The organism is Methanobrevibacter sp. (assembly GCF_050872065.1).
GTDB lineage: Archaea > Methanobacteriota > Methanobacteria > Methanobacteriales > Methanobacteriaceae > Methanocatella.
In genome coordinates, this window is the sequence record NZ_JBNMGD010000002.1 from 19283 (window position 1) to 43907 (window position 24625).

A 24625-nucleotide genomic window follows, 5' to 3' on the forward strand; every position below is an offset into this window, starting at 1 on the left:
CAATATATAGTTTAAACAGAGGAATGAATATGTTAACTAGGGGCAACTTGTTACAACAAACTGAAAAATTATTAAAATCACAGGGTTTTAAAACTTCAGATATCTATGAACAGGGATCATTTGATCTTGTAGCAAGAAAAAACTTGTTAATTTTGCTTTTAAAAACATTCTTAAATATTGATAGTATTAACGAACAGAACGCTCATGAGATGAAACAATTAGCAAATATATTCCTTGCTTCTCCAATAATTATTGGAGAAAAATCAAGAAATGGTATTCTTGAAGAAGGAGTAATCTATGAAAGATATGATATTCCAACAATAGGATTTGATACTTTTAAAAATATGATTTTATACAATGAATATCCTGAAATTCTAGCAGACCGTGGTGGTTATTTTGTTAAAATTGATGGGAATGTTATAAAACAATATCGTGAAGAATATTCTATGTCCCTTAAAGATTTAGCAAGTCTTGCACATGTATCTCGAGCAACAATGTACAAATATGAAAATGGTATTGTTCGTGCAAATACTGAAACTGCGATGATTCTAGAAGAGATATTAAATACAAAAGTCACTCTAGATATTGATTTGTTAAAACAACCACAAAAAGACAATGTTGAATATAGTGATGATGTTAATGACTTATCAAAATTAGGCTATGGTGTTTTATCAACTAATAAAAGTCCATTTGATGCTGTTGCAAAAATGAAAACCTCAGATAAGCATTCACCGTTAATGGCAAATGTTGAAAAAAATAGAACTGAAAAAACATTGAAAAGAATGGCAATTCCTCTAAAAGATTTATCGATGGTTACAACATCAGAACCTGTTCTCATATAAATAACGATAAAATTAAAGAATCTATCGGTACAATCCCTGTTATCAAATCATGGGAATTAAAAGAATTTGAAAATCCAAAAGATTTATTAAAAATGATTAGAGAAAGAAAAGAAGATTAGCGTGATTATATGGAAAATTTACAAATTACTGATATGGAAAATCATCCAATAAAATGGGTATGTAACTTTAAAGGACAAACAGCTATTGGAATTTGTGGTAAAACTCAAAAAATAGCTATGTTTGCATCAGATGATAGGGTTTCAAAAATACTAGACGATATTGTAATTGGAACTGATGAAACACAAGAAGGATATGGTTGTGAAGAAAAAGAAAGGTGCTGTAATTTTGAATGTGAACTCTGTGAAATTTCACCAAGACAATACTTACAAATCACAGGCAAAAAACCATCTAATAAAAATATAAAAGAATTAATCAACGGTTTGGCTGATTTAAATAAATCACTTGAAGAAGAAGGCCTCGTTCCTTTTGAGGAATACGAAATTGTTAAATTCTAGTATTCTTTTAGAAGCTTGAAATCTTCACGAGCTTCTTCAACCTTAGCCACACCAATTGAAATTAAATCAATATAATCTATTTTTTTATAGAATTCAAATGCTTCTTTAGGTTTTAAAACACCACACGCTAAAATCCTAGAAGCAATTACTTTTTTATTTAAGCTAGTTAATTTCTGTTTAAATTCCTCTCTTTGAACTCCATTAAATGCAGTTATATCCATCATATAAGAAATAGCATTAAAAGGAACCATATAAAAATCAAATAAATCCATATCTAAATTCTCAGAAATTAACTCTGTTGTTCTAAGTGGAAAAGAAGTTATTAATCCTGAAAGAGAATATGTGTCATTAATAGCTGCCAAAATCTTTGAAGTCAATCTCCAATCATATGCATCAACGATAAATTCATCAACTAACATTAATGGACAATCATAACCACTGAATAACTCGATATCTTCTTCCCAATCTGCTTCTTTTGCAATTTCATAATTTGGATTTAAATAATCAATATCACTTTTACCTATAGTAGCTATTACTTTCATCTCGCAACCTTGATCACATGCAATATCATAAGCTTTTAGCAATTGAGCATCATTGAAAAGATTAATAGCTCTAACTCCCTGATTATATGATTCCACAATAACATCAGCAATAGCTTGAGGATTATCATATAAATCCCTTTGATATAACATTGATCTATGTCCCAAAAATGGTTCGGCTACAAATGGTGAGTAACCAAGAATTGTTTTTGGGATTATTTTTTCTTTATAATCTAATTCATCGAAAAACATTGAAAATCCTATTCTTTTTCAATTACAACAGCAGTCCCATATGTTAAAACTTCTTGCATGTTTTGAGAAACACTATCTGAATTCATTCTAACAGAAATAATAGCATTTGCTCCTAATTCTTTTGCATGTTCAATGCATCTATTGATTGATTCTTCTCTTGACTCTTCCATCATTTTAACATATTGTGTAACTTCTCCACCAAGAAGTCCTTTGATACCAGCACCTATATCTCCACCGAGACCTCTTGCACGTACTGTTAATCCATACACAAATCCTTTAGATTCAACAATTTTATAACCTGAAATGAAATTTGCACTTGACATTGGGAAATCTTCTATTTTTACCATAATATCACATTAATAATGTTACTCAGCAAATACATATATAATTTTTTAATTAAAAAAGATTTATTTTTGAAAAAATAATAGATTATCTGTTGAAAAATTGAAACCTTTTAAATAATATAAAATATATATTTATATACTGAATATTCATTAAATTATGGTGAAAAAATGAAAGTACTTATCGCTGATGCTATTAACGAAAAGGGTATTGAAAATTTGAAAGAAGTTGCTGATGTTGTCGTTGACACCAGTATTACTCCTGAAGAATTAGCAAATACCATTCATGAATACAATGGAATTGTAGTAAGAAGTCGGACAAAATTAACTGCTGATATTATCGAAAAAGCAGACAATTTACAAATTATCGCAAGAGCAGGTGTTGGAGTAGACAACATAGACCTTAATGCTGCAACTGAAAAAGGTATTATGGTTGTGAATTCCCCAGAATCAACCTCAGTTACTGTAGCTGAACATACTATGGGATTAATTTTAAGTATGGCACGTAAAATCTCCATCGCAGATAAATCTGTTAAAGAAGGAAAATGGGAGAAGAAAAAATTTATGGGTGTTGAACTTAGAAACAAAACCCTCGGTGTAATAGGAATGGGAAGAATTGGATCTCAAGTAGTAAACAGATGTAAAGCATTTGGAATGGATGCAATGGCATACGATCCCTATTTACCAGAAGAAGTTGCAAAACAAATGGGTGTAAACTTAACTGATTTAGAAACCGTTCTCAAAAATGCAGACTTCATTACAATTCACGTGCCACTTACACCTGAAACCAAACACTCAATTTCCAAAGAACAATTTGAAATAATGAAAGATGGTGCATTTATCGTAAATTGTGCTCGTGGTGGAATCATTGATGAAGAAGCTTTATACGATGCATTAGTTAATAATAAAATCGGTGGAGCAGCTCTTGATGTATACGAAGAAGAACCACCTGCTGAAGATTCAAAATTATTTGAACTCGACAACATTGTATTAACTCCACACATTGCAGCTTCAACTAAAGAAGCTCAAAGAGATGCAGCTATTATTGTAGCTGATGAAATTATTGATTTAATAAAAGGAAACACTCCTAAAAATGTATTAAACCTTCCTCGTATCGATAAAAATACCTACAATGAATTAGCTCCATACATGGAATTATGTGAAAAATTAGGTAGTTTCGTATCTCAAGGAATTAACGGAAAAGTTAAAGAAATCGAAATTATTTACAGCGGAGAACTTTCTGAAATTGATAACCTCGAAATATTATCCAGAACTGTTATTCAAGGTGTTGTAAATCCATTCTTAAGCTCCCCAGTAAATGCAGTTAATGCTGCATTAGTTGCTAAAGACAGAGGAATTACCATTACTGAAGGTAAGAAAAATAACTCCAAAGGCTACGAATCCTTAATCAAAGTCATTGCTAAAAGTGAAAATGAAACTTTCACTGCTGAAGGAACTCAATTACACGAATCCAGAATTTTAAAAGTAAATGATTATTGGGTTGACGTTATTCCTAAAGGACACATGTTCATTGCTAAATATGAAGATATTCCTGGAAGCATTGGTAAAATTGGCACCAAATTAGGGGAACATGATATAAACATTGGAATCATGCAAGTTGGAAGGGATGAACAAGGTGGAAAAGCTATCATGGTTCTAACTTTAGACAAAGAAGTTCCAAAAGAAGTAATTAGTGAACTCCAAGCTTTAGAAAATATCTACGAAGCTACTGGAATTGAATTATAAAAAACAATTTTCACCATAATTGTTTTTTATTTTTTTGAGTCTATAGAATTTTATAGACTTATTCTTGTTTTTTAATTTTTTATAATTAAAATTTCTATAAATATAAAAAACCTGCTATTTTTTAAAAAATTAGTCTTTAGAATCTCTTGAAATTTTTTTGACACTACCATCAACATTTAATTCTATTCTTATTATATTCTTTTGCAGGTTATCATTTCCTTTTTCAAATTCATCATAATGATTAACTTTCTCTTCATCAAGCTCTTTGAAAAATTTATCATCCTCTTCATCAAAAAATCCTGGATTAAACTCATCGTCATCAGTTAATACATCATCCTCATCAAAAAATTCATCTAAATCATCATCAATCAAATAACTATAATCTCCAACAGTGTATTCAACAGGATTCCCATGTCTATCATATGCTCTGAATGTTTCATAGGAATACGGTAAGCATACAATCATGTGAAAATATCCATTTTTAGAAAAGGTCATTAAATCATCACCGGATGGACTTGCACTTGGTCCTGGATGTGAGTGAACTGATCCAAAGTATTTGGTATTAATCGGAACCATTTCAGTGTGAACTACTGCTCCAGTTTCGCAGGTTTCACCTGGAACAAATATTAAACCAGTAATGTATAATATTTTATTATTTATTTTACCATCAAAAAATGCTAGAAATTCATTTGGATAAGCCTGCTTTGAATAATAGATTGCAGAGTTTAAGACTTCCTTATCAACCCTAATTTCATGGAACTCCTCATCATTATTTCCAAATAATTTTGAAATAAAACTCATTTTAAAACACCTATTCTCCTAAAGAAATCTTTGCTAAACTTTTCAAGGTTCCAATCAGTAAATACATAACTTCTATAAGATATTTGTTCTTTATTCTCTTTTTTATTAAACCCTACTACTTTTTTATTTTTCCTATATACTGCTATTCCTCTTTTTTTATAAGTATCAATATCGTTTAAATTAATTCCATTTTTAAACAATAATTCATGTATATCACTCAAATTCATCCCATTTATTTTATCATTTGATACATTATTTGAATACTTAGACTTTAAGTAACATATACCATGAGAATTGACACAATTTCTCCAGGATTCATCTTGTCTCCATTTGAAATATTCTAAAATATCATCATCTGAAATTGGAATAACACGTGAGTCAAAAGCTGGAGGTTTTTTAAATTTTGTGTTATAGTTAATAGCAAAGGAACTAGATGCAAAACTAGCCATTACAGAATCAATTTTTTCAATTCTACCATTAAATGGAACATTATCAAAAAGCATGCTTATTTCATCTGAGAAAGCATAAACAAAAATAGGTGAAAACTCTTTAAATAAGTCTTCGCAAACACAAGAGAAAATATTATAGAAATTATCATCATATGGTTTAATTAAATCTAAATCACGAGCTAATTGATGAAAATTCCTACCATCCAAACGAACAATAATTTTAGAGTTTTTTGGAACTTTTAGTGAAGAATAAACTTCATATTCCTTCATTACATACCCACACTAATTGTTTCATTGAAACTTTTAAGTAATCTAATTGCTGAAAGCGCTGCAAGCATACTTGTTTTAGGATTAGCTTCACAAGGGAAGTTCATAGTAGTTGTTTTAAATTCACCAAAGTCTCCTTTAGCAGTGATTTCATGAACATTCCTATCCACTTTAGGATCAACAATGATTTTTACATCAATGTCCCTATTACATGCCATACTGATTGTTGCTGCAACATTAATGTTTAATGGGAATTGTTTAACTGCTTCAGAAGCTTTCCCTTCAAATAACACTTCTTCAGTATCAATATCTTTTCCAAGTGATCTTGGGGACTTGCGAGTTACAAGACTAATTTCTTTAAGACCGAATTTAGCTACTGCTTTAATTCCATCTAAACCAACAACTGCTCCGGAAGGCAAATGTACTTTAGCATTGTTTTCTTTGGCAATTTTTGAAACAGTATTATGAAAATCTAAATCCATAAATGCACCAATACTCATGATAATCATGTCAACTCCTTTTTTAAGAACAATCGGTGCATATTCTTTAACTGAATCAGGTGAAGCACATTCTAAAACTAAATCCACATTGTTTAACATATCATTGAAATCAAGTACTGCTACACCACCAGCTAAACTTGCTAAATTCTCTGCTCTTTCAATATCTTTATCAAAAAAGTATGCAATTTCGATTCCATTATCTTCAGGAGCAATACTGTTAGTAATAATATTAGCAATAGCCCCACAGCCTATAATGCCAACTTTCATGAACAACACCATTTAAAAAAAATTAAAAAAATAGATGAAAGACATTTATGCTCTTTCATTGTCAAATTGAATTTGTGTTTCTTGTGGTTGAGTTTCAGCTTGTTTAGGAACTACAGCATCAGGAACTTGTGGATTAGTATTTACTTTTTTAATGTCCCTTGGGTTAATTAACATAATATCTCCAATAGCTTGGACTTTATCAAAATCAACGGTTAATAAATCATCTTGAAAAGATTTCATGCCATTTTCCTCTGGAATTTCTCCACGAATAGTTCCTAAAAAGGAATTGAGGACTCCAGCAGGTTTTCTCTCATGTTCAATAGCTCTAACTTGTAATTTTGAAATAGTTCCTAATCTAATATTGAGAATAACATCTTCAACACGACCAACATAATGTCCTGTGTTAGTATAAATATCTAAACTGCGTAATTTTGAAACTTCTACCATTTTTACACCACAATAATTTTGAATTAAATATGTATAAGTTTATTTTATTGTTAATATAAATAGTTTTTTATTTACTTAAATAAACCTATTTTACAAAAAAATTTATTAAATTATAAATTTAAAGTATAATTCAGATTAAAAGGAGACTTGAAATGTGGGATACAACAAAAGATTATAGAATTTTAGTAGCAAGTAAAGCAAGAGAGAATTATCTAAATCTCATTCCAACAGCATCTTTTAGAGGAAGTTGGAATAAAAAACAAGCTATTGACGTTGGAAAAGAAATGAATAGTGATTTCCAATCATTGATTTATTCTTACTTGGAAGGAGATGAATTAATAAACTCCCCAGATGTTGCATCATTAAAAGAAAAAGGAGAGAAAATTATCGAATATTTAGGAGGGCAAGAATGGAATAAAAAATTCTTAAATAATGCCCCTAAAGAAGACAGAGAAAAAACCCAAGAAAACATTGCAAAGGTAAGATTTTTCTTAGACACCGTCATTGGCCTAAAAGACAGACTTGCCCTTGGCCCAATTAACGATCCGATTATTGGAGTTGATATTAAAGTTGGAGAAGTAATGAGTGTTACAAAACATCATAAAAATGAAAAATTATTGATTTGTAATGTAAATCTTGGTAAACGTGCAATTACTGTCCTTACTAACGATTTAAATGTTAAAGATAATAACAAAGTTGGTGTATCATTACTTCCACCACAATCCTTTAGCAATATTGTAAGTGAAGGAATGTTTCTTGGAATGAACGGAAATATCCTTAAAGATGTTGAAGGAGAACTTGGTCAAATGCCAAAAGGAATTCCAATGGAATCCCTTAATGAAACACGTAACCTTGTTGAAAACTATTTAAAATAAGTTTAATTACTTATTTTTTTATCTTAAATTTAATCCAATTAATTTTATTTTTGTCATTTCTTCAACAGCATATTTAATGCCTTCTTTTCCAATACCACTATTTTTAAATCCACCAAATGGCATGTTATCTGTTCTGAATGTTGATTGTTTATTAACAAAAACAGTTCCAGCTTCTATTTCATTTACACATCTCATTGCAGATACATAATCCCTAGTAAACACACCTGCTTGAAGACCATAATCCGTATCATTAGCAACCTCAATAGCTTCATCTAAATTTTTAACACGAATAATAGGTGCTACTGGACCAAATGTTTCATTTAAAACTAAATCCATGTCAGGTGTAACATTATCAATTACAGTAGCTTCGTAAAATGAACCATCCCTAGTCCCTCCGGTTAATACATTTGCTCCCATACTAACAGCATTATTAACTACTTCTTCCACTTGTATTGCTGCTTTTTTGGATATCAAAGTTCCTAGTGTTGTTTTAGAATCTAGTGGATTTCCCATTATTAATTTTTCAGTTTCACTAACTAATTTTTCACAAAATTCACAAGCAATACTATCCTCGATTATTATTCTTTTTACACCCATACAAACTTGACCAGCATTTAAAAATGCTCCATTAATAACACCTTTTACAGCTTTATCAATATCTGCATCATTTAAAACAATCATAGGATCATTTCCACCGAGTTCCAAAGTAACTTTTTTCATTCCTGCTTTTTGAGAAATCATTAATCCCGTTGTCACACTTCCAGTGAATGAAATTTTATCAACATCAGGGGAGGTAACTAAGTAATCTCCAACCTCAGAACCATATCCTGTTACTGTATTTACAACACCATCTGGAAATTCCTCATTTAATAATTCAGCAAATTTCATTACGGTTAATGGAGCTTCAGTCGGTGGCTTTATTATTGTTGTGTTTTTACAAGCAATAGCTGGTGCTATTTTATGGATTGTTAGATTAAGCGGATAATTAAAAGGAGTAATTGCTGCAACAACACCTAACGGTAAGCGTTGTGTGAAAGCAAAAAATCCTTTACCGTTAAGACCTGCATCAAGAGGTACACTTTCACCATAAATTCTTTTCGCCTCTTCAGCCGCTAGTTTTAATGTTTCAATAGATCTATCAACTTCAACTAAAGATTCATTAATTGGTTTTCCAACCTCTAAAGTTAATGATTTTGCAAACTCATCACGTTTTTCTTTTAATTTATCAACAACATTAAATAATTTATTTGAAATTTTAAATGCTGACATTTCACATAATTCCTTTTTAGCATTGTTTGCTTCAACAATTGCCAGTTCTGCAGTTTGCCTATGAGCTATTGGAATAGTATCAATTACCTCACCATTATATGGATTGATTACATCTTCTACATCGTCACTTGAAATGTGTTTACCACCAATTAACATATCCATCATATCACCTTGATTAATATTTTATATAAGAAATATTAAATATTCTCCTATGGACACTACCAGATTTGAAACATTTTTTGATGCAATTTTAGCAATTATTCTAACAATTTTAGTTTTAAAAATTCCACAACCATCATCACCTACTCCAGAAGCAATATTTTCATTACATACTAATTATATTGCTTATCTGATTAGTTTCTTAACATTATTCAACATTTGGCATTATAATCATAAGTTATTACATGAAATAGATATAATTGACAATACTACACTTTGGATTTATGGGACTATGACTTTTGTTATTACATTATTACCCTACTTTACAAAATGGATTGCATCTAACATTTATTCAATACCTGCTGAGACAATGTTTGGATTAATATTCATAATCACACATATCTTAATTTCATTGGCTACAAGAAATATTTATAAATCCAATCCTAATAACCCGAAATTGCGTGAATTGAATCTTAGATCAAAATATGAACATTTTCCGGTAATCTTTTTAATTATTGGATTCATATTGACTTACACAATATATACTCCGGGAATTTATTTCTGTTGTTTGATAACAGTTATTTTATGGATTATCATTGAACGATTAATAAAGGTGGAATTATAATGGAAACTGATAGATTTGAAGCATTAATTGATGCTATTTTAGCCATCATTATTACAATTCTTGTTTTAGAAATACCACTCGCAAGTACTGGAACCTGGGGTGCACTTTATGAATTAAGATATGACTTTTTGTTTTATGCTATGAGTTTCATTGTTTGCTTTAATTTTTGGAACTACAACAACAACTTATTCAGTATAGTCAATAAAATAGATTCAAAAGTAGTTTGGAGCATGGGAATAACCTTATTTGTGTTTTCATTCCTTCCATACATTACATTATTTGCCGGTGAGCATTTCTTCTTATTCTTCCCACAATTCATGTATGGATTGTACTTCCTTACAATTGCAATTATGTTAGCTATAAATAGTAAACTCTTAAAAGAAACAGATCCTGCAAATATTACACTAAATGTTGTATTAGACAAACATTACTCATTATATGTAACTATAGTCCTAGTTTTAATTGGAATGATTATTGGATACTTTATTTATCCCCCAGCCATTATAGCCTGTTGTTTTATTTCAATTTTTGGAGTTTGGATTATGCCAAAAATTCAATCCCGTTAAAATAAAAATGACATATTCAAAATATACTGCAAGCATGTTTTTATTTAGTATATTTTAAACTAATATCCATTATACTACAAAAATAATTGAATAACATCTTCAAATGTAAAAATCCGGTAAAAATCCTGAGTTACTATCCACTACATTTTTTACAATAAATGATAAAGATGACTTCAAATTCAAGTTCTATGCAAAGAATCAAATAAAATTTGAAAATAAAACCCAACCAAATACAATTAACGAAAATAATAGAAAAAACAGTTATTATTAGAAAAAAAATTTATTCTAGAAAAAATGTAAAACTGCTTAGAAATTAAAAATAAACTTACTACTGCCCTCTTAAAAAGTAATCTTTCTTAAAAATACTTTAGAATATCAAATCTAATCAGAATCATCGAAATGTCTATTCAATACATAAGCCATGATTGAACCAGCGAAGTTTTGCCATATAGAATATAATGCTCCAGGAACTGTTGCAGCAGTTAAATTTGGAAAGTGGGTTTTAGCAAGTCCAGTTGACAAACCTGAATTTTGAAAAGAAAGTTCAATAGCTATAGTAATAATACTTTTACGATCCATACCAGACAAATAACCAATAATAAATCCTAAAGCCATTGCTAAGAAATATTGAATAATTATAACTACCATTATCACGATAGATGAAGTTAAAATAGCTTGTTTATTTGCACCCATTACTCCTGCAACAATCACACAAATAACAATTGCAGAAATAGCTGGTAGATACTCCCTTAATCTCATGCAAAATTCAGGGAACTTATAATTAAGCATTAAACCTAGCAATATTGGGATAATTACTATTTGGACAATTGATAAAAACATATCAATCGGACTAAAAGAAATTTGATTTCCAACCAAAATTAAAGTCAATATTGGAGTTAAAATTGGTGAAAGTAAAGTGGAAACCGCAGTTAAAGATACTGATAATGCCACATCTCCCTTTGCAAGAAATGTCATTACATCAGATGCAGTACCTCCAGGAACAGTACCAACCAAAATAACACCCACAGTCAATGCTGCATCTAATGAGAATATACTTGCAAGAATAAATGCTAAAATAGGCATTATAAAATACTGTGCTAAAATTCCGATAGTTATTTCTTTAGGATTTTTAAATATGCGTATAAAGTTATCTACTTTAAGAGTAGTTCCCATAGTGAAAAGAACAATACTTAAAAGTAAATTTAAAATATTGATATCAGCATAATCACTCACAACCCAATTAAATGAGCTTGGATAACTTAAAGCAATGAAAACAAAAAGTAAAATGATAATGCAATAATATTTTTCTATAAATTTAAAAATCCTTTTCATAATATTTATAATATATTCCTGTTTAAATTAAATAAATTTATCCCACTATCTAAAATATTTATTAAGTGTTTTTAATTGATTATTAAATTCTGTGACTTCTTTTGATTGGACTTGACCTCCTAAATCATTCAAATAATTATTATACATATAAATAACTAATAAAACTACAACAAATATTCCTCCGAATAATAAAATAAATTCTGCAGATGTTTGAGCACGATTATCCATTAAAATCCCCCAACTAATAATGTTGCCCCAAATGTAGACATTAAATAAAATATTCCAAAAGATACTCCTACAAGAGGTACGGCAAATTTGATTCCCTTTTTAACCTCACCATACATTATAATGCTAATAATAAAACCTACCAAAATGGAGTGAATTATCAAATATATCTCACCTGCAATAGGAGCTGATAAGATAATTTCAGATTCCATCCCATAGCTTTGCATGAAACCAGAATAAATACTAACCATACCCATTGCAAATGGTGTTGCTACAATAGCTGAAATTAACAAAAACATGACTGACATCATAACTGAAGACTTTCTCTCACGTTTAAGAGCCATTAAATCCCTTAAATCATTAGAAACATCAAACAATACAGCAGAGATACTAGATCCTCCTTTCCTCCCATCAAGAATGATTCCGAATATTCTCTCTAATTCTTTTGATTTTAAACGTTTGCTCATTGCTCTCCAAGCTTCATCAAAATTGCGACCCATCCTAATTTCAACAATTGACCTTCTCACTTCATCATATAATGGCCCTTCACTATACTGTGACATATCTTCCATTGAATTTTCAAAACTTAATCCAACCTGTAACATGTTAGAAAGCTGTCTTAAAAAATCAGGAGATGAACTCTCAATTTTTTGTGCCCTTTTCTCTTGACAAACAACAACATACGAAAAAAAGACAGGAATAATGAAAAACGGTAAAATTAATATCGAAACTGGTAAACTAAAAAATGTCAATATCACCAATAACACAATTTCCGAGATTATCATAAACATAATCAAAACTGCTAATATTGTTGAAGCATCCGTAAAAATAGATCCACTTAATAAAAATTCCTGAAATTGGGATAAATATCTTTCAGGAACATTATTGTCTAAAAATATTGTCAAATCATTAATTATTTTAAATTTCATGAACATTACTTGACTCTAAGACAATATAAAATATTGGTTGTTTTTAAAATCAATTTTACAATTTTAAAAAAAAAAGAGTAGATGATAAATAATTATTTATAACACACTTAATATAAAAAAAGTAAAATTTAGTGAATGCACCTAGAATTAATCAATTCTCAATGGCAAATCACCAATTACATTAGCTCTTTTTGAAATTGAAACAGTATCCTCTAGACGAACCCCGAATTGCCCTTCTAGATATATTCCTGGCTCAACTGTTATGACCATTCCCTCTTCAATTATTGTATCATCACGAGTAGAAAATCCCGGAGTTTCATGAATATCCAAACCAAGACTATGTCCAGTAGAATGAATAAAATTGCTTTCATAACCATATTCAGCAATAATATCACGAGCTACTTTATCAACTTCACAACATTTAATACCTGGTTTAATCATTTTTATTGCTTTATCATGAGCTTCAGCTACAATATCCCAAATTTCCTGTTGAGTTTCTGAGTAAACCATTGTACGAGTATTATCCGAACAATACCCATTATAAACAGCTCCCCAATCAATTAAAATTGGTTGTTCCAATATTTTACCCTCAGGAATTGCATGTGGAAGACTAGAATTAGAACCACTTGTCACAATTGTATCAAAAGACTCTCCTGAAGCCCCATTTTCAATCATGTACCTTGCAAGATCAAAAGCTACTTCCTTTTCAGTACTTTTATTGTTTAAAATATCCAGTTGCAAAAAGGATTTTTGAGCAATCTCTGTTGCCTTTGCGATTTTTTCAATTTCTAAATCACTTTTAATCATACGCTGCTTATCAATGTATGTTCGTGAAGATATCTCAAAATCATCCCTAAATTTAACATAAGTGCTGTAAGGCAATGTTGGTTCAATTGCAAGGTTTTTAATGTCTTCTTTTTTTAATTCCTGTATCATAATCTCATAAGATTCATATTTCTTAACTTCAATTGTTGAATCACGATTTGCTAATTCCATATCCATACCTGAAGCATAAATAACAGGATTTTCTTTAATAATGCAAAAAGCAAAACTAGTTGGTTTATATCCTGAAATATACTCAACATTTGTAAATTGTGTGAGCAAATAACCTTGAATATCATCTTTTTCTAAGTCTCTTAAAATATTGTCTATATGTTGCTCCATGTTTAATCATTTAGAAAATGTATTATAAAAAAAGCACGGAAATTAATTTAAAAATGGATAATTTTATTAAACTTAAATTAGATATTTTAAGATTATGTTTAAATTTACAGCTAGCGAAATAAGAGATTTGTTTATTGCATTTGTCTTTATTTCTCTCAGTTTTGCAATAGTGAATGGTGGTAGAGACACCAATGCAATACTTAACATACTACCAATTGTTATGGTTGGCGTTGGAGCAGGTTTTATCCTACACGAACTCGGACATAAACTTGTCTCAATGAAATATGGATATTGGGCAGAATTTAAGTTATGGCCACAAGGATTGATATTTGCACTCATCACATCATTTTTTGGATTCGTATTTGCAGCTCCAGGTGCAGTTTACACTTACGCAAATTACATGACTGACGAAGTTAACGGTAAAATATCAATTGCAGGACCTATTGTCAATATCCTCTTAGCAGTGATATTTTTAGCAATATCTGTAGCAATATACCCATCTGCATTTTACTCTGAAACTTCATTATTGATATTTATTGTCTGTTCTATTGGATATTCAATCAACAGTTTCCTAGCAGCATTTAACTTACTACCAATTGGAAACTTGGATGGATCAAAAGTATTAACCTGGAATTTTGGAATTTGGATAGTTACAATTGCAATTGCAGGTATAATGACATTAATGTCCATGACAATAGGTGTTGAAAATATTGTAAGAATTATTTTAGGATATTAGTATGACCAATAGACTCACATACTTCGAAGGAACACACAGAATTATTGCTCCGAAAAAAACAATTGAAAATAACGAAGACAAGTTAATAACTGCAGGAATTACACGTATTGCAGACATTACTGACCTAGATAGAATCGGAATGCCTGTCTTTACAGCTATTAGACCTACTGCAGAAGATGGTGCAATTAGTATTTACGGTGGAAAAGGAATTTCAAAAGATCATGCAAAAGCCTCAGCAATGATGGAAGGTTTTGAAAGATATTCCGCAGAAAAACAGGAAAACGATGAAACAATTATAGCAACACTCAATGAAATAAGTCAAAAAGAAGCATATATTGACCCTAAACTTTTAAATTTACCTCAAAAATATGAAAAAGAAGATATTAGTTCAATACCCCTAGAATGGAGTTTAGCTAATGATTTAGTAACTGGAAACAAATATTATGTTCCTTCAAATGCAGTTTTCCATCCATATAATCAGGAAAATAATCTAAACAGCTTATTTAAATCAAATACTAACGGCCTTGCTTCAGGAAATATTTTAGATGAAGCGATTTTACATGGAATATTTGAAGTTATTGAACGTGATGCATGGAGTATTTTCGAATTAACACATAAAAATTATTCACAAATTAATTTAGATAGCATTAAAAGTGAACTTATCAATAAAATACTTGAAAAATTTGAATCTAATGGAATTAAGATTAAGCTAATGGATTTTACAGCAGACATTAAAATTCCAACAATAGCTGCCTCAGCAGATGATACTATTACAAAAGATGCAGGATTATTAACATTAGGTATGGGAACACACTTAGATCCAGAAATTGCAATTTTGAGAGCCCTAACAGAAGTTGCACAAAGCAGGGCAACCCAGATTAATGGTGCTCGTGAAGATACCGTAAGAGCGGATTTTGCACGTGAAGCAGGCTATGAAAGAATGAAAAGGATTAATAAGTACTATTTTAGAGAAGAAAACGAACAAATTAATCTCCAAGATATTGAAAATAAATCCACAACATCCATTAGTGAAGATTTAGATATTGTAAAAGATGAATTGGTAGCTAATGATATTAAACAAATTTTATACACTGACTTAACAAGACCTGAACTTGATGTCAGTGTTGTAAGAGTGATAATTCCAGAAATGGAAGTATATTCCCTTGATCCGTCCCGTGCAGGATACAGATTTTTAAGAGTATGATAATATGGTAAAAATCATAATTTATACTGGACTCTCCATTCCTTTTGATGAAGCAATGCAAATTTTAGATTCACATGACGATATTGAAGTAATCTATAAAAAACCCATAAAAAGAGGGGATTTGAACCAGGATATGAAAGAAAACCCTGATATAATAGCTATAATTGATGGAGTATTCCACCAAAGTTCTGCAGTAGGACATAGAGAAATCATTAATGTAATAAAAAAAGGAGTTAAAGTTTATGGTTCTTCAAGTATGGGGGCTCTTAGAGCATCAGAACTTGATGTACTAGGAATGGAAGGTATTGGATATTGTTATAACGAATATGCGAGTGGAAACATTACATCAGATGATGATGTTGCAGTAATGCTTGATTCAGATACTCTAGAACCACTTTCAATTCCATTAATTAGTATGGATTATGTTTTTACTAATGCAGTAAAAGAAAACATCATAACACAAAAAGAAAAAGAGGAATTAGTAAAAATTACTAAAGAAACTTATTATCCTCGAAGAAATTATGCTCAAACTTTATCCCAGTCTAGCTTAGATGAAAATAAAAAAGGAAAACTAATTAATTTTATTCAAAACTCAAAAGACATCAAAAAAGAAGATGCTAAAACATTATTAAACCACATTAAATCTGTGATTGGATGAAATTAGAAGATAAAATCAACACTGTTAAGAATATTTTAAAAGATAAGAATGTTGCTATTGGTTTTTCAGGAGGAAGCGATTCTACATTAATTATTTATTTAGCATCCCTGTTTGCAAAAGATACACTGGCCGTGACAATTAATAATCATTTGATGCCAACTGGTTTTATCGAACATACTAAAAAGGTTACCTCCCATCTTGGCATTAAGCATGAAATTATTGACCTTGATTTTTATAGTGACCCTGATTTTTTAAAAAACACCACCAAACGATGCCATACTTGTCGTAACTTAATGTATAATGAAATTAAAAAAGTTGCAAATGAAAATGGCTTTGATTATATCTGTGATGGCAATAACATCAGCGATTTAGTTGATGATCGACCAGGAATTTTAATTACATATTCTAATAAATTTGAAACACCATTAATCGAAGCAAGATTGACTTCAAAAGAAATTCATGAATATTTAAACGCAAATAATATTCCTTATTCAAAATCCACTACTTGTCTTGCAACTAGAATTAAAACAAACACTCCTATAACCAAAGAAAAAATTGATAGGATTGATTATTGTGAAGATTATATTTTATCAAATACAAAATGTAAAATTGTTAAAGTTAGAGATTTTGAAAATCTTAGTATATGTGAAGTTGACAAAATTAATGAAATTATTAATAAGAATAAATTTAAACACATTGATGCTGAATTAAAAAGACAAGGTTATGAAAAAGTATCATTAAATTTATCTGAAATCAAAAATAATAATGAAATTATTCTTAACTACTCAAAGGGTTCATTTTCATATAATCTCCCATTTACAATTGACATGGAAAATACAGAAAAACAATTAGAAAATGAAATCATTTCTAAAACAAAAGAAAAAATAGAAATTGAAAATATTGATATTTTTAATACAGGACTAATAAAAGGAAATAATTTTAAAAATTATGAAGATGCATTAAACAGATTTATGCAAACTCTAACTAAATTAAGAAGAAATATTTAATCTCCTTTCATTTCCCTATATTTTTTCAAAACAATATCTGGAGTTTCAATACATTGATCAAAAGTTGTTGAAAATTCTTTAGGTTCAAAATCATCTTCTACTTTTCTTAAATCTTTTAGAAAAACAGAATCACCATCAATTTTAAACCCTATTCCATCGGCAGATATAGAAATCAAATTTATTTCTATTTGAGAAGCATTCTCTAGAATATTATCTGCTTTGACCCCATATTTCAAGTTCAATGTTTTATGAGGCATAATCTCATTGATAGTTCTTTTGATAACAGAATCAAAAAGCTCTAAAAATTTAACAGCTGGGGGCATATTATTAGCCCACCAATAAGTAAGAACAGAATTTAAAAGAATGTTATGTTCGGAAAAATCATCATATAATCTTGCACGAACACCAACACTAGTATTATCAACTACTTTAACTACCAATACTGGATTAACAGCCATTATACCACTATTCTTGAGGAACTAATGCTCTGATTAAATCACTAGCCCTTACAAGGCCTACTAAATTACCTTCAACACCAATAACTGGAATTTGTTCAATATTTAAGGTTTTCATCTTTTTAGCACAATCTGAAACTTTAGTTTTAGAATTAGCTACTTCAACATTACCTACAGCAACATCACAAACAGCCTTGTCAGTGAATTTTAAATGATTTTTCTCAATATATAATACAGAAGTACTATCCCAAGACCATTTATCTCCTTCAGTACCTACAGTAGAACTATGTTCACTTCTTTCAGAGATAATTTCAATTTCAGAAATGAAATCTGTTTCAGTTAAAATTCCAGATAACTTAGCATCATCATCAAGTGCTAAAACAGATTTTAAACCAAATTGATTCATAGTTTCAAATGCGATATTTAATGGAGTTTTCTCCCAAGTTGTTGGAACTGATGTAATCATATACTTTTCAACAGCATCAGTAATTTCAGTTTTAGTTAAAGCATTAGATACTAAATCAAAAGAGGTGATAATTCCAACTAATTTTCCATCATCATCAACTACAGGAACTCTCCTAACATTATTATCAATCATTTTACGAGCAGCAACAATTACCTCATCATTAGGATTTACAGTAATTAACTCTCTACTCATTAACATTGCAATTTGTTCTTCATCAGGATTATTAATTAAATCAGAACGAGTAACTATTCCTACTAAAATATCAGTGTCTCCTTTGACTACTGGCAATACTGCTTTTTTTTCTTTTCTCATCAAGTCTAAAACTTTGTCCCTGTTACCTGGAACAGAAACACTAACTACATTTTTAGACATTGTTCTCTTAACTAACATAAAAACACCTATTAAGAATGTAATAAAAAGGTAAATCAAATTTAATGAACTACAAGTACTGCACATTTAGCTGAATTAACAACTTTATCTGCTACACTACCCATAATAAATCTATCAAATCCAGATTTACCAGAACTACCCATTACTATTAAATCTATATCCTCTTCTTTTGCCACCTCAAGAATAACTTTAGCAGGTGACCCTTCTCTAACTACATGAGTAACTTTCAAATTATTTTCATTTAATTTATCAAATTCTTCAAGATTTTCTTCAGATCTTTCTTTTAAAATTTGATTTAACTGGTATACTTCATCATCTAATGGAAGTCCGTTAACAAAATTATTTTCAGTAACACTTATAGCAAAAATTTCAGCTCCAGACACCTCTGCTAAAAATAGAGCATGTTTTTGAGCTTTTTTTGCAAATTCTGACCCATCAGTTGGGACTAATATTTTTTTATACATTATTAACACCCCCATAATAAATAGATTCATATTCATTTATTATATAAATATTTTTTTATTAATTCTATATAATATATTTTTCGTTTCACATCGATTTATTATATTCATATACGGATTTTTAGAAAAAGAATTGAAAACATTGAATTCAGCAAAATTACCTTCCATAATTATTGATTTTTGAATTAAATTATTAATATTAAATCCACAAATATTTGTTGTTGCCATTTTTAAAAGTTCACATGAATCAATATACTTCTTATAATAAACAGACATGATCTTTAAAGTAAATTCTAATTCACGAAGCATATTTGGTGAATTAAGCATCACATTATCTGTTCCAATTATTGGTCTTATACCTAATTCAAGCATTTTAGGCAAGGGAACCACACCAACGTTTAATGTTGCATTAGCTCTTGGGCAAACAACAACATTTTGATTTGAATTGAAAACTGAAGTTAAATCATCATTTTTGGGATTAGTAAGATGAACCAATTGTGAAAATTCATTAATAACACCTTTTTCAATTTCACTTAATCCATAATTATTCAAAGAATCTATTTGATTAGACTCCGATTCGGCAACATGAATGGATGAAATCTTTCCAGCTTTCTCACATTCCTTTGAAATAATTTCTGCAACATCCATTGTAATTTCCCCAAATCCACTTGGAGCAATACCATCACTAAATTTAAGAAGTTTACGAATAGCTACTTTTACCTTACTTAAATCTGGATCATCACCATAAAAACTATCATCACGACCTAAGATAATTGGCTTTATCGGAATTCCCTTAGATGCCTTTCTTAAAAGCTTAACCCCTTTCAATCCACCTTCACGATAGTCAATGAAATAAGTTGTTCCACTATAAACCATGTCCCACATTGATGATTTCATTGCTTCTATTAATTCATCATCACTAGCATTAGCTAATGCAACATGTTTAACACCATTAGGTGGCTTAACCATCTCACTTAAGGATAATCCATAACCTTCATCTTTAATAATAGAATCACCGATGTGCATATGACCATTTATAAAAGAAGGACAAACTACTGCACCATCAACATCAATAATTTTACCTTCTAATGATTCTTTTCCAATTTCAAGGATTTTTCCATCATCAACAACAATATTTTCACGAGTTGGAATTAAATCACTACCTTTTAATATGATTCCATTTGCTATAGTAAACATTAAAAGAAAATCTAACTTTTTTTATTAATATAATTATCTTTATTAAACCGGAAAAACAAAATTAACATATAATCAGATGACACTTTGAAGTTGTATTTAATTAAATGTTTACATGTTTTTTAAAGCATCAGGTGATACTATTAACTCACAAGAAATAAGATACTTTTATAGAAATATCATAAAGACAGGTAATGTATATCGAATTAAATACAATAATAAGGACTATGGCGAGTTTAAAAAATTATCTGATGCATTATACGAAAGAGATGCACTATTTTTTTGTAATTTTGACTATGATTTGCTTGTTGAGTGTGACCTTGAAAACAAGTATGAAAATATGATTCTACCACCATTTCCAAAAAGAAGACCAAAAGGAAGAATTAAAGGAACTAAAGTCAATAAAAAAGAAAGAGAAGGAGAAATTCTCTTCAACCATAAACTTAAAAAATTTTACATTAAAAAAGGTGACAAAACAATCGGCCAATATGATACAATGACAGAAGCTTTTTACTACAAAAAACAATTAATGGCCAATGATTGGGATGAAACTATTTTAAAAACAAACATTACCGTAAAAATTGAAGTTAATACTATTATTGATCCAACAGTTGAATATGAAGTGCAATTAAACTTCTGTCCTAAATGTAAAAATAGATTGAAAATAGATGAAATAGAATGTCCTTCATGTGGTATCAATATCAAGGACTATTTGTTTAATAATTAAAAAAAGGATAGAGAAAAATTATTCTCCATCAACATATTTATTTAGAGATTTTACATTGATTTCATTATTTTGAACAGCTTTGATTGCATTTAAAACTGCTCTTGCTCCTGCTAATGTAGTAACATATGGAATACCAAGCTCAATAGCAAGACGTCTAATGATATAACCATCTTTTGCAGATTGTTTACCTTCAGAAGTGTTAATAATCAAATCAATTTCTTTGTTTAAGATAGCATCCCTAATATTCGGAGAACCTTGAGATACTTTTAAGATTTTTTCAATAGAATCAATACCTGTAGCATCAGCAGTTCCATCAGTTGCAATTAAATCAAAACCTAAATTAGCTGCAGTCTCAGCGATAGGTCTAATTTTTTTCTTATCTACTTCTTTAACACTTATAAATATTTTACCTTCTTTAGGTAATTCCATACCTGCTGAAAGCTGTGATTTATAGAATGCCATTCCATAAGTTTCATCAATACCAATACTTTCACCTGTAGATTTCATTTCAGGTCCAAGAACAGTATCAGATTCCGGAAGTTTTAAGAATGGGAATACAGATTCTTTTACTGCAACATGATCCAATTTAATTTCTTTAGTCAAATTAAAGTCTTTTAATTTAGCTCCTTGCATAATCCATGTTGCTACTTTTGCTAATGGTACACCGATTGCTTTACTTACAAATGGAACAGTCCTACTTGCACGAGGGTTAGCTTCAATAATATAAACCATTTCCTCATCAAGTTTTACTGCATATTGGATATTCATTAAACCTTTAACATTCAATTCAAGAGCTAATTTAGTTGAATTCTCACGAATAGTATCTAATATATACTCAGGAATGGTTTGAGGAGGTATTACACATGCTGAATCTCCAGAGTGAACACCTGCTTCTTCAATATGTTCCATGATTCCTGCAATAAATACATCTTCACCATCACATAAGATGTCCACATCAAGTTCAATAGCATCTTCTAAGAATTTATCAACTAAAATTGGGTGTTCTGGAGAGACTTTTACAGCTTCTTCCATATATTCTTCAAGTTGATTGTTATCATAGACAATCTCCATAGCTCTTCCACCAATTACATATGATGGACGAACAAGAACTGGGAAAGTAATTTTTTCTGCAATTTCTTTTGCTTCTTCAAATGAATTTGCTGTTCCATATGGTGCTTGATGAATGTGTAATTTTTCTAAAAGCTCAGCAAATAATTCTCTGTCTTCAACCCTATCAATACTCTCATAAGGAGTACCTAATATTTTAACACCTGCATTTGCAAGTGGAACTGACAAGTTAATAGATGTTTGACCACCAAATTGAACAATTACTCCATCCGGTTTTTCTTGTTCAATAACTCCCATTACATCCTCAAATGTAAGTGGTTCGAAGAATAACTTATCAGAAATATCATAATCAGTACTTACTGTTTCTGGGTTGTTGTTGATTAAAATTGTTTCAATTCCTTTTTCTTTTAAAGCTAGTGAAGAATGTACACAACAGTAATCAAATTCAATACCTTGACCTATTCTAATTGGTCCAGCTCCAAGAATCACAACTTTTTTCTTGTTAGTGGAGACAAGTTCATTTCCTTTATCATAACTACTGTAGTAATATGGAGTTTTTGCTTCAAATTCAGCTGCACAAGTATCTACCATTTTATATGATGGTTTAATATTGTATCTTGAAAGTAAATTTTTAACATATTCTTCTGTTTGACCAGATAAATCTGCTAATCTTTTATTAGAACAACCAATTTGTTTAGCTTTTCTTAAGAACTCTTCATCTTTTAATTTTTCAGCAGTTACACTATTTTCAAAGTTAACAATGTTTCTGATTTTGTATAAGAAGAAATTATCGATACTGGTGAGTTCTCTAATTTTATCAATATCCATTCCATCTTTAATAGCTGAATAGATTTGGAAATATATTTTATCAGTAGGATGAGCTAAATCTTCTTCAGTGTAATCGATGTATTCAAACCCATCGAATCCCATATCAAGTGATCTAAGTGCTTTTTGGAATGCTTCTTCGAAAGTTCTTCCAATAGCCATTACTTCACCAGTTGCTTTCATTTGAACTCCAACTTCGTTACTTACACCTTTAAATTTGTCAAATGGCCATCTTGGGATTTTAATAACAACATAATCAATAGTAGGTTCAAAAGAAGCTGGTGTTTCTTTAGTAATATCATTTTTGATTTCATCCAATGTTAATCCTAAAGCGATTTTAGATGAAATTTTAGCGATTGGATAACCTGTTGCTTTAGATGCAAGAGCACTACTTCTAGATACACGAGGATTAACTTCAATAACTTTATATTCATCAGTTTCAGGATTAAGTGCAAATTGAATGTTACATCCACCTCTAATTCCTAATGCTCTGATGATTTTAATAGATGCATCTCTCATTTTTTGGATAGTTTCATCACATAAGTTTTGAATAGGGGCAACAACAACACTGTCTCCTGTGTGGATACCCATAGGATCTATATTTTCCATGGTACATACAATGATACAAGTGTCTTCTTTATCCCTCATTACTTCAAATTCTATTTCTTTCCATCCAAGAACAGATTCATCGATGAGAACTTGATTAATGAAACTCATATCCAATCCATGAGTTGCAATTTCAATCAATTCTTCTTCATTGTGAGCAATTCCACCACCAGTACCTCCCAAGGTAAATGCTGGTCTTACAATAACAGGATAACCAATATCCTCTACTGCTTCAAGTGCTGCTTCTACGCTTTCAACTGCATGACATTTAGGAATCTCTTCACCAATTTCATCCATAAGATTTGCGAATAAATCACGGTCTTCTACATCTTTGATTGTTTGAACATCAGACCCTAAAACTTTAATTCCATCAAGTAATCCTAAATCTCCGAGACCTGTTGCAATATTTAATCCAGTTTGTCCACCCATAGTAGGTAATATGGAATCTACGTTTTCATCCTTGATAATTTTAGCAACAACTTCTGGAGTTAATGGTTCTGTGTAAACAGTATCTGCCATGTCAATGTCTGTTTGAATTGTAGCTGGATTACTGTTAACAAGAACTGTTTCTATTCCCTCTTCTCTTAATGATTTACATGCTTGTGATCCTGAATAATCAAATTCAGCTGCTTGTCCAATTTGAATAGGTCCAGAACCAATAATTAATACTTTTTTAATATCTTTATCAACTGGCATATTATAATCCTCAATAAATTTT

Annotated in this window: 26 protein-coding genes and 1 pseudogene; 11 read left to right on the top strand and 16 right to left on the bottom strand. The window is 30.1% G+C overall.

Features of this window, described 5'->3' with window-relative positions; all coding sequences use genetic code 11:
- The first annotated feature begins 29 nt into the window (after positions 1-29).
- Together ACR0P1_RS00520 and ACR0P1_RS00525 are read left to right on the top strand one after the other, a co-directional pair.
- A pseudogene (locus tag ACR0P1_RS00520) lies at positions 30-961 on the top strand (transcriptional regulator).
- 9 nt (positions 962-970) lie between these two features.
- Positions 971-1357, top strand: a complete 387-nt coding sequence (locus ACR0P1_RS00525; protein ID WP_432644457.1) for a hypothetical protein — start codon at positions 971-973, stop codon at positions 1355-1357.
- Here the strand turns inward: ACR0P1_RS00525 and ACR0P1_RS00530 are convergent.
- Positions 1354-2148 (bottom strand): hypothetical protein, encoded by a 795-nt coding sequence (locus ACR0P1_RS00530; RefSeq protein WP_432644458.1) that lies wholly within the window; start codon positions 2146-2148, stop codon positions 1354-1356. The two genes, ACR0P1_RS00525 and ACR0P1_RS00530, sit on opposite strands and share 4 nt — an antisense overlap.
- An 8-nt stretch (positions 2149-2156) precedes the next feature.
- Positions 2157-2495: a heavy metal-binding domain-containing protein gene (locus tag ACR0P1_RS00535; RefSeq protein WP_432644459.1), complete on the bottom strand. Its 339-nt coding sequence runs from the start codon at positions 2493-2495 to the stop codon at positions 2157-2159.
- Positions 2496-2660: 165 nt separating this feature from the next.
- Here ACR0P1_RS00535 and serA point away from each other — a divergent pair, with 165 nt between their 5' ends.
- Positions 2661-4235 carry a phosphoglycerate dehydrogenase gene (serA, locus tag ACR0P1_RS00540; RefSeq protein ID WP_432644460.1) on the top strand — a complete coding sequence of 525 codons (1575 nt, stop codon included), beginning with the start codon at positions 2661-2663 and terminating at the stop codon, positions 4233-4235.
- 129 nt (positions 4236-4364) lie between these two features.
- On the opposite strand, the gene ACR0P1_RS00545 is transcribed toward serA, so the two are convergent.
- The 4 genes from ACR0P1_RS00545 to ACR0P1_RS00560 are packed head-to-tail and all read right to left on the bottom strand — an operon-like array spanning position 4365 to position 6966.
- Positions 4365-5036 (bottom strand): Mov34/MPN/PAD-1 family protein, encoded by a 672-nt coding sequence (locus ACR0P1_RS00545; protein WP_432644461.1) that lies wholly within the window; start codon positions 5034-5036, stop codon positions 4365-4367.
- The gene (locus tag ACR0P1_RS00550; protein WP_432644462.1) at positions 5033-5755 is read right to left on the bottom strand and encodes a tRNA(His) guanylyltransferase Thg1 family protein; all 723 of its coding nucleotides are present in this window, start codon (positions 5753-5755) and stop codon (positions 5033-5035) included. The genes ACR0P1_RS00545 and ACR0P1_RS00550 overlap by 4 nt, the downstream gene beginning before the upstream one ends.
- Complete coding sequence (locus ACR0P1_RS00555; protein ID WP_432644463.1) at positions 5755-6519, bottom strand: aspartate dehydrogenase; 765 nt, start codon at positions 6517-6519, stop codon at positions 5755-5757. The genes ACR0P1_RS00550 and ACR0P1_RS00555 overlap by 1 nt, the downstream gene beginning before the upstream one ends.
- Positions 6520-6564: 45 nt before the next feature.
- Positions 6565-6966: a PRC-barrel domain-containing protein gene (locus tag ACR0P1_RS00560; protein ID WP_432644464.1), complete on the bottom strand. Its 402-nt coding sequence runs from the start codon at positions 6964-6966 to the stop codon at positions 6565-6567.
- 152 nt (positions 6967-7118) lie between these two features.
- Between ACR0P1_RS00560 and ACR0P1_RS00565 the strand changes: the two genes are divergently transcribed.
- Positions 7119-7841 (top strand): tRNA-binding protein, encoded by a 723-nt coding sequence (locus ACR0P1_RS00565; protein WP_432644465.1) that lies wholly within the window; start codon positions 7119-7121, stop codon positions 7839-7841.
- Between the two features lie 18 nt (positions 7842-7859).
- On the opposite strand, the gene ACR0P1_RS00570 is transcribed toward ACR0P1_RS00565, so the two are convergent.
- Positions 7860-9272 carry a lactaldehyde dehydrogenase gene (locus ACR0P1_RS00570; RefSeq protein ID WP_432644466.1) on the bottom strand — a complete coding sequence of 471 codons (1413 nt, stop codon included), beginning with the start codon at positions 9270-9272 and terminating at the stop codon, positions 7860-7862.
- 49 nt (positions 9273-9321) lie between these two features.
- On the opposite strand from ACR0P1_RS00570, the gene ACR0P1_RS00575 reads away from it, so the two are divergent.
- A complete protein-coding gene (locus tag ACR0P1_RS00575; RefSeq protein ID WP_432644467.1) occupies positions 9322-9894 on the top strand; it encodes a TMEM175 family protein in 573 nt (190 codons plus the stop codon).
- Complete coding sequence (locus ACR0P1_RS00580) at positions 9894-10460, top strand: TMEM175 family protein (RefSeq protein ID WP_432644468.1); 567 nt, start codon at positions 9894-9896, stop codon at positions 10458-10460. The genes ACR0P1_RS00575 and ACR0P1_RS00580 overlap by 1 nt, the downstream gene beginning before the upstream one ends.
- A gap of 381 nt (positions 10461-10841) precedes the next feature.
- Here ACR0P1_RS00580 and ACR0P1_RS00585 read toward each other — a convergent pair whose 3' ends face one another.
- The 4 genes from ACR0P1_RS00585 to ACR0P1_RS00600 all read right to left on the bottom strand — a co-directional run bounded on the left by ACR0P1_RS00585 (position 10842) and on the right by ACR0P1_RS00600 (position 14110).
- Entirely contained in the window at positions 10842-11792 is a 951-nt protein-coding gene (locus ACR0P1_RS00585; RefSeq protein ID WP_432644469.1) for a bile acid:sodium symporter family protein, read from the bottom strand.
- Between the two features lie 45 nt (positions 11793-11837).
- Positions 11838-12020: a class III signal peptide-containing protein gene (locus ACR0P1_RS00590; RefSeq protein WP_432644470.1), complete on the bottom strand. Its 183-nt coding sequence runs from the start codon at positions 12018-12020 to the stop codon at positions 11838-11840.
- Entirely contained in the window at positions 12020-12946 is a 927-nt protein-coding gene (locus tag ACR0P1_RS00595; protein ID WP_432644471.1) for a type II secretion system F family protein, read from the bottom strand. The genes ACR0P1_RS00590 and ACR0P1_RS00595 overlap by 1 nt, the downstream gene beginning before the upstream one ends.
- A 147-nt stretch (positions 12947-13093) precedes the next feature.
- Positions 13094-14110 carry a M24 family metallopeptidase gene (locus ACR0P1_RS00600; protein WP_432644472.1) on the bottom strand — a complete coding sequence of 339 codons (1017 nt, stop codon included), beginning with the start codon at positions 14108-14110 and terminating at the stop codon, positions 13094-13096.
- Positions 14111-14204: 94 nt separating this feature from the next.
- Between ACR0P1_RS00600 and ACR0P1_RS00605 the strand changes: the two genes are divergently transcribed.
- The 4 genes from ACR0P1_RS00605 to ACR0P1_RS00620 are packed head-to-tail and all read left to right on the top strand — an operon-like array spanning position 14205 to position 17715.
- On the top strand, positions 14205-14846 hold the full coding sequence (locus tag ACR0P1_RS00605) for a site-2 protease family protein (RefSeq protein WP_432644473.1): 642 nt from the start codon (positions 14205-14207) through the stop codon (positions 14844-14846).
- 1 nt (position 14847) lies between these two features.
- Positions 14848-16050 carry a YcaO-related McrA-glycine thioamidation protein gene (locus tag ACR0P1_RS00610; RefSeq protein WP_432644474.1) on the top strand — a complete coding sequence of 401 codons (1203 nt, stop codon included), beginning with the start codon at positions 14848-14850 and terminating at the stop codon, positions 16048-16050.
- Positions 16051-16054: 4 nt separating this feature from the next.
- Positions 16055-16708, top strand: a complete 654-nt coding sequence (locus tag ACR0P1_RS00615; protein WP_432644475.1) for a TfuA-related McrA-glycine thioamidation protein — start codon at positions 16055-16057, stop codon at positions 16706-16708.
- Positions 16705-17715 (top strand): 7-cyano-7-deazaguanine synthase, encoded by a 1011-nt coding sequence (locus ACR0P1_RS00620; RefSeq protein WP_432644476.1) that lies wholly within the window; start codon positions 16705-16707, stop codon positions 17713-17715. Before ACR0P1_RS00615 ends, ACR0P1_RS00620 begins: the two co-directional genes overlap by 4 nt.
- Here the strand turns inward: ACR0P1_RS00620 and ACR0P1_RS00625 are convergent.
- The 4 genes from ACR0P1_RS00625 to ACR0P1_RS00640 are packed head-to-tail and all read right to left on the bottom strand — an operon-like array spanning position 17712 to position 20684.
- Positions 17712-18173: a hypothetical protein gene (locus ACR0P1_RS00625; RefSeq protein WP_432644477.1), complete on the bottom strand. Its 462-nt coding sequence runs from the start codon at positions 18171-18173 to the stop codon at positions 17712-17714. The genes ACR0P1_RS00620 and ACR0P1_RS00625 overlap by 4 nt on opposite strands.
- 7 nt (positions 18174-18180) lie before the next feature.
- Positions 18181-19026, bottom strand: a complete 846-nt coding sequence (locus ACR0P1_RS00630; RefSeq protein ID WP_432644478.1) for a CBS domain-containing protein — start codon at positions 19024-19026, stop codon at positions 18181-18183.
- A 41-nt stretch (positions 19027-19067) separates the two neighbouring features.
- Positions 19068-19490, bottom strand: a complete 423-nt coding sequence (locus tag ACR0P1_RS00635) for a universal stress protein (protein ID WP_432644479.1) — start codon at positions 19488-19490, stop codon at positions 19068-19070.
- 39 nt (positions 19491-19529) lie between these two features.
- Complete coding sequence (locus ACR0P1_RS00640) at positions 19530-20684, bottom strand: amidohydrolase family protein (RefSeq protein WP_432644480.1); 1155 nt, start codon at positions 20682-20684, stop codon at positions 19530-19532.
- A gap of 112 nt (positions 20685-20796) precedes the next feature.
- Between ACR0P1_RS00640 and ACR0P1_RS00645 the strand changes: the two genes are divergently transcribed.
- The gene (locus ACR0P1_RS00645; RefSeq protein ID WP_432644481.1) at positions 20797-21408 is read left to right on the top strand and encodes a zinc ribbon domain-containing protein; all 612 of its coding nucleotides are present in this window, start codon (positions 20797-20799) and stop codon (positions 21406-21408) included.
- 18 nt (positions 21409-21426) lie between these two features.
- Here ACR0P1_RS00645 and carB read toward each other — a convergent pair whose 3' ends face one another.
- Positions 21427-24603, bottom strand: a complete 3177-nt coding sequence (gene carB, locus ACR0P1_RS00650; RefSeq protein WP_432644482.1) for a carbamoyl-phosphate synthase large subunit — start codon at positions 24601-24603, stop codon at positions 21427-21429.
- Between the last annotated feature and the right edge of the window lie 22 nt (positions 24604-24625).